Here is an 11,999-nt window from a genome sequence, read left to right as displayed (position 1 = left end):
TGTAATCACCTCATCAATTCTGTATAAAACGAAATAGCGGAAAGCACATATAGTGGCGCTGTTTCGGCTCGCATAATTCTGGGTCCCAACGCACACGCTGTAAATCCGCCAGCTGTAAGCTGCTCCGCTTCTCTATCCGACAATCCGCCTTCAGGTCCACTGACAACAATTACTCTTTTTCCTGCAGTCAACCCATGTAGAGCTTCATAAAATGCAGACATGTCTCCCGCTTTCGCTGTTTCCTCATACGCATACAGCTTTATATCAAAGTCTTTTCCACTTTCAATCACCTTAGCAATAGAAAGAGGCTCTGAAACAGCTGGTATACGGGTCCGATGGGACTGTTCCGCTGCTTCCTTTGCAATTTTTTGCCACCGCTCTGTTTTTTTAGCACCTTTTTTCTGGTCCCACTTCACAACAGAACGGCTTGCTTCAAATGGAATAAACCCGGCTGCGCCGAGTTCGGTTCCTTTCTGTATAATATAATCGAATTTATCACCTTTCACAAGACCACACGAAATGACAACGTCCGCCGGCAGTTCAACTGATTTTTCCACCCATTCTGTCACTTCCGCTTCAGCAGAAACTTCATGAATGGCCGTAATTGTTGCTATAGCTGTCCGTCCGTCCGGAAAAACTGTATAAATGCGGCTGCCTGCTTCCATCCTCATGACACGGCTAATATGATGAAAATCTTCGCCGGAAATGGTGACCAATTTGTCTACAGGCATATCCGGTAAAAAATATCGCTGCATTTTAGCACCTCATTTAATTATTTTTTGGCTACAATGCATACCCAGTCTTCCATCACAACAGTCTCTTCGACAATGAGTCCTGCATCGGTCATTGCCTGTTTCACGTCTTCTTTTTTCTGACCAATAATACCGGATGCAATAAAGTAACCGCCAGGCCGCATAATTGTTTCGACATCCTTCGTAAACGATATAATCACTTCCGCCAAAATGTTTGCTACAACGACATCTGCATGATCATCGAGCCCATCGATTAAGTTATTTTTCGATACAGATACGATATTCTCTACTTTGTTAAGAGCTGTGTTTTGACGGGCAGCAGACACCGCAACTTCATCAAGATCGAGTGCGGTGACTTTGCTTGAACCTAGAAGCGCAGCTCCAATCGCAAGAACACCTGATCCGGTTCCAACATCCACCACATGATCGCCCGCTTTTACAAACCGTTCAAGCGCCTGTAAACACATAACTGTTGTCGGATGTGTTCCGGTTCCAAACGCCATGCCGGGGTCTAGTTCAATAATTAATTCATCGGTAGAAAAAGGTTCATAGTCCTCCCACGTTGGGACGATCGTAAATTTTTCTGATATTTTGACGGGGTTGTAATACTGTTTCCACGCTGTAGCCCAATCTTCTTCATGCACTTCATTTACCGACACACGCAAATTGCCGGTGTCAATTTGATAAGCAGCTAGATTTTTTACGGCTTCCGTAATATCCTCAACCGTTTCCTGCAAAAAGCTGTTAACTGGTAAATACGCTTTGACGGCTACGCCTTCATCCGGATAATCATCAGGATTTAACTCATATAATTCGCCGAACAAGCCGCCTTCCCGCTTTTTATCCAGTTCCGCTCGGTCTTCTATCACCACACCGCTCGCTCCTGCTTCATGCAAAATATTCGAAATCGGTTCCACTGCATCATTGACTGTTTCAATGCATATTTCAGACCACTTCATTCGTGCCAGCTCCCATCATGCAATTAGTCACGCTTTAATGCGCGCTTTACTTTATCAAAAAAACCATCTTCTTCACTAGGCTGTTCACCGCTTACTTCTGCAAATTCCCGAAGAAGCTGTTTTTGTTTTTCATTCAATTTCACCGGTGTAATGACTTTAACGTGTACATGCTGATCACCTGTACCATATCCTCGTACATTTGCCACACCTTTGCCGCGCAGACGGAATGTTGTACCACTTTGTGTCCCAGCCGGCACCTTTAATTTCACTTTCCCATGAATGGTCGGTACTTCGATCTCATCGCCAAGCGAAGCCTGGACGAATGTAACTGGCATTTCGCAGTAAATATCGTCGCCGTCCCGCTCAAACAGCTCATGCCGCATTACGCGAAAAACAATGTACAAATCCCCAGCAGGACCGCCATTTATACCGGCTTCCCCCTGGCCGGAAAGTCGAATTTGCTGACCCTCATCAATACCAGCTGGCACTTTCACATTAATTTTTTTATTTTTCGTAACGCGTCCTTGACCCGAACATGTTGAACATCTTTCTTTAATTACTTTACCCGAACCGCTGCACTGCGGGCATGTACGACGATTGACCACACGGCCAAATGGCGTATTTTGTTCTACACTAATCTGGCCGCTTCCTGCACAATGTGAACATGTTTCCGGCGATGAGCCCGGTTTTGCTCCATTTCCACCGCATGTAGAACAGTTTTCTTCTTTTGGGATGGTAATATCTTTTTCTACTCCAAATACCGCTTCTTCAAAAGTCAATGTCATCGTATATTGAAGATCATCACCTTGCCGTGGAGCGTTCGGGTCACGACGGCGCCCTCCGCCGCCACCGAAAAAGGTGCTGAAAATATCCTCAAAACCTCCGCCGAAGCCGCTGAAGCCTCCACCGCCAAAACCGCCTTGGTTCGGTCCTTCATGACCAAATTGATCGTACTGGGCTTTTTTAGCATCATCACTAAGCACTTCATATGCTTCCGTTATTTCTTTAAACTTTTCGTCTGAACCAGGTTCTTTGTTAATATCCGGATGATATTTTTTCGACAATTTCCGGTACGCTTTTTTAATTTCATCTTTTGTGGCGCTTTTTGCAACACCTAAAACGTCATAATAATCCCGCTTGCTCAACATTCCTCACTCCCGTTTCATTCACATAACCGCTATTTTAACACAGATCAATAAAAATATGGTGAATTGTTTCACGAAAAAAGCCAAAGCCGGAAAACGCTGACTTTGACTTTTTCGTGTAGCACTAACTTAGTTTTTATCTTTCGAGTCGTCGACTTCTTCAAATTCAGCGTCTACAACACTGTCATCTTTCGGTGTGCCTTCTGCACCTTGCTGTTCCTGCGCTTGTTTCGCTGCTTCTTCATACAATTTCATGGATAACTGTTGAACGATCTCGTTTAATGCATCGCGTTTAGTGCGGATGTCTTCGATGTCGCCTTTTTCTACTGCATCTTTCAACGCATCTTTTGCTTCTGTTGCTTTTTGCAATTCCGCTTCTTCTACTTTGCCTTCCAGTTCTTTTACTGTTTTTTCAGTTGTGAAAACAAGCTGATCCGCTTCGTTTTTCAATTCAACTTCTTCTTTTAGCTTTTTATCGGATTCAGCATTTTCTTCCGCTTCTTTTACCATGCGTTCGATCTCTTCATCAGAAAGACCTGAAGAAGACTGGATCGTAATGTTTTGCTCTTTTTGTGTACCTAGATCTTTCGCTTTTACATTTACGATACCGTTTTTGTCGATGTCAAATGTCACTTCAATTTGCGGAATACCGCGTGGTGCTGGCGGAATATCCGTTAATTGGAAACGGCCGAGTGTTTTATTGTCTGCTGACATCGGGCGTTCGCCTTGAAGGACGTGGATATCAACAGCCGGCTGGTTGTCAGCAGCAGTCGAGAACACTTGTGATTTTGATGTTGGAATCGTCGTGTTGCGTTCAATCAACTTAGTAAACACGCCGCCCATCGTTTCAATACCTAATGAAAGTGGTGTCACATCAAGAAGTACGACATCTTTCACATCACCTGTTAACACACCGCCTTGAATCGCTGCTCCCATCGCAACAACTTCGTCAGGGTTAACTCCTTTATGCGGCTCTTTCCCTGTTTGTTTGCGAATTGCTTCTTGTACAGCTGGAATACGAGTAGATCCGCCGACTAGAATAATTTTATCGATTTCAGAAGCCGATTTGCCCGCATCTTGAAGAGCTTGACGGACAGGCCCCATTGTACGCTCAACAAGGTTTGATGAAAGTTCATCAAATTTCGCACGTGATAACGTTGTTTCTAAGTGGAGCGGTCCTGCTTCACCTGCTGTAATGAACGGAAGCGAGATTTGTGTTGATGTAACGCCAGACAAATCTTTTTTCGCTTTTTCCGCTGCATCTTTCAAGCGCTGCATCGCCATTTTGTCTTTTGACAAATCGATGCCGTTTTCTTTTTTAAATTCTTGAATGAGGTACTCGATAATTACTTCGTCAAAATCATCGCCGCCTAAACGGTTATCTCCGGCTGTTGAAAGCACTTCAAATACGCCGTCACCCAGTTCAAGAATGGATACGTCAAATGTACCGCCCCCAAGATCGTAAACAAGAATTGTTTGATCTTCGTCCGTTTTATCCATGCCATATGCAAGTGCAGCGGCAGTCGGCTCGTTAATAATACGTTCCACTTCTAAACCGGCAATTTTACCAGCATCTTTTGTCGCCTGGCGTTCTGCATCATTAAAGTATGCAGGAACGGTGATAACAGCTTTGTTTACTGTTTCTCCAAGATAGTCTTCTGCATAAGCTTTCAAATGCTGTAATATCATTGCGGAAATTTCTTGTGGTGAATATTCTTTACCGTCAATTTTTTCTTTATGAGTTGTACCCATATGACGCTTAATTGAAATAATCGTGTTCGGATTTGTAATGGCCTGACGCTTAGCAACTTCCCCAACTTGACGCTCTTCGTTTTTAAAAGCGACAACAGATGGTGTTGTGCGGTTGCCTTCTGGATTTGGAATAACTTTCGCTTCTCCACCTTCAAGTACAGCTACACAAGAGTTTGTTGTACCAAGGTCAATACCGATAATTTTGCTCATTTTTAAATTCCCTCCTGAAATCATTTGCCTATAAAATTTATTCCACCTTAACGGACAGTAAGGCTCCCTATTTAGGGAAATGCCCCTTAAGGACCGATTCATTCAACTAAATAATAATGAAAATGAGAATACTCCCATTCATTGAAGGATCCGTTTATTGGTTTACTTTCACCATCGAGGCCCGGATCACCCGGTCCTTCAATTTATAACCTTTTTGAAGTTCGGCTAAAACCGTATTTGGTTCTGCGTTTTCATCTGTTTCCGTCATAACGGCTTGATGTATGTTTGGATCAAATGGGTGGCCAACTGTATCAATCGGTTCTACCCCTTCGCTCTCAAGAGCAGTTAAGAGTGTTTTATACACCATTTCGATCCCTTGCAGAACCGATTTTGTTTCTTCATGTTCCGGTGTTACCTGAAGTGCCCGCTCAAAGTTATCAAGCACCGGTAAAAGGTCCGTGACCAATTTTTGCGCGCGGTATTTCTCTTGCGCTTCACGGTCAAGGTTTGCGCGGCGTCTAAAGTTATCAAAATCCGCGCGAAGGCGCAAATACCTGTCTTCGGCTTCATCAAGCTGTTTTTGAAGAAGCTCTTCTTTACTTTCTGTTGCTTCCTCTATTACTACTTCATCATTTACTTCTTCTTTTTCTTTTTCATCAGTAGGCAATTCAGTTTTATGAATCTCCTCTTCTGTCAATGGCTTTTGTTCTTCTGCCACTGATTCCACCTCCAGACCTGTTCATTCAAGTGCGCTATAAACGCGTATTGTATAGCCGTGTCAGCACATTTGTCATATCGTGACTTAAAAAGTCAACAAGCGTAATAACACGGGAATATTCCATCCGTTTTGGACCAAGAATAGCAATCGTTCCAACCGGTTCGTCACCGACAGAATACGAAGCCGTAATTAAACTGCAGTCTTCCATTGCTTGTTCCGCGTTTTCAGTGCCAATTTTGACCTGAATTCCTGCTTCTGTGGGCCTGACCAACTCGTAAATGTCGCTTTCTTTTTCCATCATATCCATCACAAGCCGTACTTTTTCAATATCACGGAATTCTGGCTGGTTAAAAATATTTGTCTTCCCGCCGATAAAGAGCTTTCCTAGTTCCGGTCCACCCGCTGCATCCGCAAACATTTTCAGCACAGCTTCATAATTTTGAATGTGACGTTTCATCAATTCGGCTGTTTCCTGATATATTTTCCGCTGCAGCTCGGATAAAGGCAAACCAGTCAATCGGTCGTTCAAAATGTTGACCATTTTTTCAATGTCTGCCGCTTCAATCCCTTCCGGCAGAGAAAAAAGGCGGTTTTCAACATGACCGGTATCGGTGACAATGATGGCGACTGCTGTATCATCATCAATTGGGATAATTTGTAAGTTTTTCACTTTATGATCATTAAACTTTGGACCGAGCACGATCGATGTGTAGCTTGTCAGCTCCGATAATATGGTTGCGACATTTTGCACCGCTTTTTCAATACCATGCTGCCTGTCAGTAAAAATAGAATGAATCGCTGTTTTTTCACTTCGGGCAAGCGAACCAGGTGCCAGTAAATGATCGACGTAATAACGGTACCCTTTTTCCGATGGAACCCGCCCTGAAGACGTATGTGTTTTTTCTAAAAACCCCATTTCTTCAAGATCTGCCATTTCATTTCGAATTGTAGCCGGGCTGTAAGACACGTCCTCTTTTTTGGCAAGGTTTCGCGATCCAACCGGCTGTGCGGAACGAATAAAATCATCAATAATAATCTGCAAGATGAAAAGTTGGCGATCTGTCAGCACGATTCATCACCTCTGTTAGCACTCTTTATACCCGAGTGCTAAATCTACATTTAAATTATCAAAAACAATGCTTGCTGTCAACGAGTACGCTCACAATTCCGGACCTATTAAAAAAGATTGAAATACTTCGTTTCCAAGAAATTTCCCTTCATGTGTCAGCCGAATCGAATCGTCGTTTACTTCAAGCAAATTCCGATCCGTCATTTGTTTCAAAGCACCTTGAAACAATGACAGAGGATCTTCATTATACTTTTCTTGAAAATCTGTAATGGATACACCAGACATCTTTCTTAAGCCAAGAAACATTTCTTCTTCCATTTGTTCTTTCTTTGTCGGTTTCTGACTGGTCATGCGGGGCCAATGTCCTTTTTCTATCGGCTCCATATATTTTTTAAGCGGACCATAATTTGCATAACGAATTCCTTTTACATATCCATGTGCACCTGCACCAAATCCGTAATACTCTTCATTATTCCAGTATGTTAAGTTATGAATACTCTCAAAGCCAGGCTTCGCAAAGTTGCTGATTTCATACTGTTCTAATCCGGCCTCAGCCATCTGCTGCATGACCGCTTCGTACATTTCCGCTTCTGCTTCTTCTTTTGGCAGCGGCAGCTTGCCTTTGGTCATTAAATTGTAAAAGACCGTTTTCGGTTCAATAATTAATGAATAGGCTGAATAGTGCGGCAAGCGAAGTGCAAGTGCCTGTCGCGTTGTTTCAACAGCATCATCCACCGTCTGCTCCGGCAAACCGTAAATTAAATCGATGCTCAAATTGTCAAAACCAGCCTTTTCAGCATTTCGAACTGTTTGAAGCACATCCTCTTTCGTGTGGGTCCGGCCGATTCTTTTCAAATGGTCATTATTAAAAGATTGGACACCGATGCTAAGACGGTTCACGCCGCCTTCCTTTAAAATGCGCATTTTTTCCGGTGTTAAATCTCCGGGATTCGCTTCGAATGTATATTCCACTTCTGCTGCGGGCGGCAAATTCCGGGCAATGGATTCAACAAAATCGTGCAGCTGCTTTTCATCAAGAGACGTCGGTGTCCCGCCTCCGACAAAAATCGACTTGTATCCGGATATGTTCTCCGCCATTCCCATTTCTTTGTCCAGACTATGCAAATATTTTTCCACGGGCTGGTTTTTCATAAACACTTTATTAAAATCACAATAATGACATATGTGATGGCAAAACGGGATATGAATGTATGCTGCATTTGTCATGCTGTTCACGCCTTCCTTTTAAATAAAGGAAAGGTGCCCGAAAACCGGACACCTTTTCATTATTTTATTTCGATTGGTCATCCATTTTTAGGACAGCCATAAACGCTTCCTGCGGCACTTCAACTGATCCAACCTGCTTCATCCGCTTTTTCCCTTCTTTTTGCTTTTCAAGAAGCTTTCGTTTTCGGGAAATGTCACCGCCGTAACATTTGGCAAGGACATTTTTACGCATCGCTTTAATTGTAGAACGTGCGACAATTTTATTCCCGATAGCCGCTTGAATCGGTACTTCGAATTGCTGGCGCGGAATCAATTCTTTTAATTTCTCAACAATTACTTTTCCACGATCATATGCAAAATCGCGGTGAACGATAAAGCTTAGCGCATCTACTTGCTCACCGTTCAATAAAATATCCATTTTCACAAGTTTCGATTGTTTGTATCCAATAAGCTCGTAATCAAATGATGCATAACCTTTTGTACTTGATTTCAACTGGTCAAAGAAATCATAAACAATTTCAGATAGCGGCATTTCGTATATTACGCTGACACGATTCGTATCAAGATATTGCATGTCGATAAAAATTCCGCGTTTTCCCTGGGCCAGTTCCATAACTGCACCAACGTAATCGTTCGGCACAATAATAGATGCTTTCACGTAAGGTTCTTCCACGTGAGCGATTTTTTGTGGATCCGGCATATCCGACGGATTATCGATTCTAAGCTCTTCACCATCAGTCATCGTTACTTGATAAATAACGCTCGGTGCAGTCGTGATTAAATCAATTTTAAATTCACGTTCAATACGCTCCTGAATAATTTCCATGTGCAATAGGCCAAGGAAGCCGCAGCGGAACCCAAAGCCGAGTGCCTGTGATGTTTCGGGTTCATATTGCAAAGCGGAGTCATTCAATTCGAGCTTTTCAAGTGCTTCACGCAAATCGTTATATTTCGATGAATCAATCGGGTACAGGCCACAGTAAACCATCGGGTTCAATTTACGGTAACCCGCCAATGCTTCCGGCGCACTGTTTTTCGATGATGTTATCGTATCACCTACCTGAGTATCACCAACGTTTTTAATTGCCGCAGCTAAGTAGCCAACGTCCCCTACTGTTAGTTCATTACGAGGTGTCGTTTTGGGTGTGAAAACACCGACTTCTGTGACATCGAATTCTTTTCCAGTTGCCATCATTTTAATTTTATCGCCGACTTTTACCGTTCCATCGACAACGCGTATGTACGCAATAACACCACGATAAGGATCGTACAACGAGTCAAAAATCAGCGCTTTTAGCGGCGCATCAGGGTCTCCAGTCGGCGCTGGCACTTTTTCAACAACCTGTTCTAAAATTTCCTCAATCCCAATTCCTGCTTTTGCAGAGGCAAGCACCGCTTCAGATGCGTCCAGACCGATCACATCTTCCACTTCCTGGCGAACACGTTCCGGTTCCGCAGCCGGCAAGTCGATTTTATTAATGACAGGCAATATTTCCAGATCATTATCGAGTGCAAGATATACATTCGCGAGTGTTTGCGCTTCAATGCCCTGAGCAGCATCAACGACGAGAATCGCTCCTTCACACGCTGCAAGACTGCGAGACACTTCATACGTAAAATCAACGTGTCCCGGTGTATCAATAAGATGGAATATATATTCATTTCCGTCTTTCGCTGTATACGTAAGCTGGACAGCATTTAATTTAATTGTAATGCCGCGTTCCCGTTCTAGATCCATTGAATCAAGAAGCTGACTTTTCATTTCACGCGCGCTAAGCGCCTGTGTTTTTTCTAAGATGCGGTCCGCAAGTGTCGATTTGCCATGGTCGATGTGGGCAATAATCGAGAAATTGCGAATTCGCGTCTGCCGTTCTATTCTTTCGTTACCATTCATTATCATTGTTCACTCCTGTTATCGGCACATGTATACTAATGTGATTATATCAGCGTGCTATGCAATTGACAACGAACATTGAAAGGGAGCTTATTCCTTTTGTTCCGCTTTTACATATTGAGATAAGATATCGGCAAAAGCATGCGCGCTGCGTTCAAGTTCTTCGAGTGTGTTTTCTACCCCGCCCATTTCAATTAAGATCGCTCTTTTAGATAAGTCCTGATTAAACTTTCCATTCGTTTGACTGCCTGATTTTACAATGACACCACGGGACAGTCCCGGGTAGTGCTTTTCAAATAACCCATGGAGTGCTGCAGCAAAACGGGCGTTTTCTTCGTACCCCCTGTGTTCACCCCCCACAACAAAAACCGTTTTCGCCATTGATTTCCCATTGATAATGGCGGTTGTCACGTCCTTCGGCTGTGAATCACGGTGAATATCAATCAAATATTCAAGTGATGGGATCTCTTTTTGTGCGGAAGCAACAACCGTTCTTGATTCTTCGTAAGACGCGCTGTATCTTTTCCCTTTTTCATTTAAAATCTCCCCGATATCTGTTTTATTGACCGAAACTCCAATTTTATTTTCTTGAAGTTTTTTCGCAATCATGTCTCCTACTTCAACAATGTTTACAGGGGCTTGTCCATTTTTGGGCGTAAATGCTTCAGACGTATGCGTAAAATAAAGAAGAATCTTTTTTTTATATAAAGCCGGTGTCGGCTCTGGCGTTTCCTTCACAGGCGGCTGTGTAATGGACTTCGGATCAGGTTCGGCTGATTCAACCGGCATATTCGTATAGTTTGTCCCCTCACCGGCAATTAAAATGCGGCCATCATAAATTGAAAACCCAGGCAATTCCTTCCCTAGAAACGTCCGCGGATCCCGTAGGCTGATACTGGCGGCTGCGTTAAACGCTGCATCCACCCACTGCATCGTGTCCACTTGTTTCATATGTGATGACTGTTGAAACGTTTTGTTTTCAAAAGCCAGCAGCCGGTAAAAAGAAGCGACAGGTATTTCAGCCGCTGCCTTGCTCATGGACTCGGAAGAAAGGTGATAAGAAAAAGGCATTACGTTAAACAAACCCGCTGTCCAAAAAGGCATGGCAATAAGCGCCGCACACGCCGGGGCGATCCAGACAGCAGCATTTGATTTTTTTTGCAGAAGGATACGCGCCATCCCCTTTTCACGTCTTTCCCCTATACATATGCACAAAAGAAAAAAGCAGACCGAATTTCAGCCTGCAAAAAAAGAACGCGTTTCCTCTGGAGGACGGTTGTGAAGTGCTTCATTTAATGCGCTAGAAATAACAGCGGCTGCCCCATGAATAAATGAATCTGCTTCCTTCGGTGTTACGATCATATTCAATCCTGCAGGTGAAAGAACTTCGTGAATCAACTGCCGTTTTTCCTCTTCAGAGAGCATGCCAATGTTCCCTAAAAAAGCACGCTTCCAATTATCATCCACTCTGCCGCTTTTTTCTTCGAGATGCTTCATGACAAACTCGACCGCATCCCGCGTAACTGTTGCTGCGTCAATGACCGTCGGAATGCCTATTGCGATTACAGGTATCCCTGCCGTCCTGCGGCTTATTTCTTTTCGTCTGTTGCCAATACCGGCTCCTGGTTGAATACCCGAATCGGTCATTTGAACTGTCGCATTTAATCGTTCAATTGAACGGGATGCCAACGCATCAACAACAATTAAAAAGTCTGGTTTCTCACGTTCAATCAGCCCAAGCAGAATGTCTCCTGTTTCAATCCCGGTCATCCCCATCACCCCTGGCGAAATCGCACTGACAGGGCGATAACCTTTCTGCACATGCTCCGGGTGCAATTTAAACAAGTGATTTGTGACAATGAGCCGGTCCGTGACTCGCGGGCCAAGTGAATCCGGAGTTACTAGATCGTTTCCGAGACCGGCAACTAAACACGATGCATCCTTACTAATACCTGCAGAATCAATAAACGTTCTGATCTCTTCTGCCACAATACGGCTGATGGATGCGTGCCGTGAAGAATCCGTCCCCCGCAAATCGGTGGATTCAACTGTCACGTATAGTCCTTCCCTTTTTCCGGTGATCCGTTCACCATCTTCATTAATTTTTACAGTGGTGACAATTGTATTGTCCCGCTGTCTTTCAGTAGACACAATTCCATCTAATTTGCCTCCATGCTCCTGTTCTGCTATAAGCGCTGATTCAAGAGCTAAATCCGTTCTTACTGAAAAATTTTCCATTCGGCACACACCTCTTTTTTTCATGTAGTATGTGC

General features: G+C 43.6%; 10 protein-coding genes. All 10 read right to left on the bottom strand.

What is annotated here, in order from left to right; genetic code table 11:
* Window positions 1–5: 5 nt before the first annotated feature.
* Window positions 6–755 carry a 16S rRNA (uracil(1498)-N(3))-methyltransferase gene (locus BTO28_RS06730; protein ID WP_076764765.1) on the bottom strand — a complete coding sequence of 250 codons (750 nt, stop codon included), beginning with the start codon at window positions 753–755 and terminating at the stop codon, window positions 6–8.
* Between the two features lie 17 nt (window positions 756–772).
* Window positions 773–1,711 (bottom strand): 50S ribosomal protein L11 methyltransferase, encoded by a 939-nt coding sequence (gene prmA, locus BTO28_RS06725; protein ID WP_076764764.1) that lies wholly within the window; start codon window positions 1,709–1,711, stop codon window positions 773–775.
* Window positions 1,712–1,734: 23 nt separating this feature from the next.
* Entirely contained in the window at window positions 1,735–2,856 is a 1,122-nt protein-coding gene (gene dnaJ / locus BTO28_RS06720; RefSeq protein ID WP_076764884.1) for a molecular chaperone DnaJ, read from the bottom strand.
* Between the two features lie 129 nt (window positions 2,857–2,985).
* Window positions 2,986–4,818 carry a molecular chaperone DnaK gene (gene dnaK / locus BTO28_RS06715; protein ID WP_076764763.1) on the bottom strand — a complete coding sequence of 611 codons (1,833 nt, stop codon included), beginning with the start codon at window positions 4,816–4,818 and terminating at the stop codon, window positions 2,986–2,988.
* A gap of 154 nt (window positions 4,819–4,972) precedes the next feature.
* Window positions 4,973–5,536, bottom strand: a complete 564-nt coding sequence (grpE, locus tag BTO28_RS06710) for a nucleotide exchange factor GrpE (protein ID WP_083711345.1) — start codon at window positions 5,534–5,536, stop codon at window positions 4,973–4,975.
* 34 nt (window positions 5,537–5,570) lie between these two features.
* Window positions 5,571–6,605: a heat-inducible transcriptional repressor HrcA gene (gene hrcA, locus BTO28_RS06705; RefSeq protein WP_076764761.1), complete on the bottom strand. Its 1,035-nt coding sequence runs from the start codon at window positions 6,603–6,605 to the stop codon at window positions 5,571–5,573.
* A gap of 90 nt (window positions 6,606–6,695) precedes the next feature.
* The gene (gene hemW, locus BTO28_RS06700; RefSeq protein ID WP_076764760.1) at window positions 6,696–7,832 is read right to left on the bottom strand and encodes a radical SAM family heme chaperone HemW; all 1,137 of its coding nucleotides are present in this window, start codon (window positions 7,830–7,832) and stop codon (window positions 6,696–6,698) included.
* 64 nt (window positions 7,833–7,896) lie between these two features.
* Window positions 7,897–9,726 carry a translation elongation factor 4 gene (gene lepA, locus BTO28_RS06695; RefSeq protein WP_408606638.1) on the bottom strand — a complete coding sequence of 610 codons (1,830 nt, stop codon included), beginning with the start codon at window positions 9,724–9,726 and terminating at the stop codon, window positions 7,897–7,899.
* Between the two features lie 90 nt (window positions 9,727–9,816).
* Window positions 9,817–10,905 (bottom strand): stage II sporulation protein P, encoded by a 1,089-nt coding sequence (gene spoIIP / locus BTO28_RS06690; RefSeq protein ID WP_083711343.1) that lies wholly within the window; start codon window positions 10,903–10,905, stop codon window positions 9,817–9,819.
* A 57-nt stretch (window positions 10,906–10,962) separates the two neighbouring features.
* Window positions 10,963–11,988 (bottom strand): GPR endopeptidase, encoded by a 1,026-nt coding sequence (gene gpr, locus BTO28_RS06685; RefSeq protein WP_076764759.1) that lies wholly within the window; start codon window positions 11,986–11,988, stop codon window positions 10,963–10,965.
* Window positions 11,989–11,999: the final 11 nt, after the last annotated feature.

Source organism: Domibacillus epiphyticus, from assembly GCF_001975785.1.
Taxonomy (GTDB): Bacteria; Bacillota; Bacilli; order Bacillales; family Domibacillaceae; genus Domibacillus; species Domibacillus epiphyticus.
Note: the sequence above shows the minus strand (reverse complement) of the source record. Positions and strands in the feature narration are given on the sequence as shown.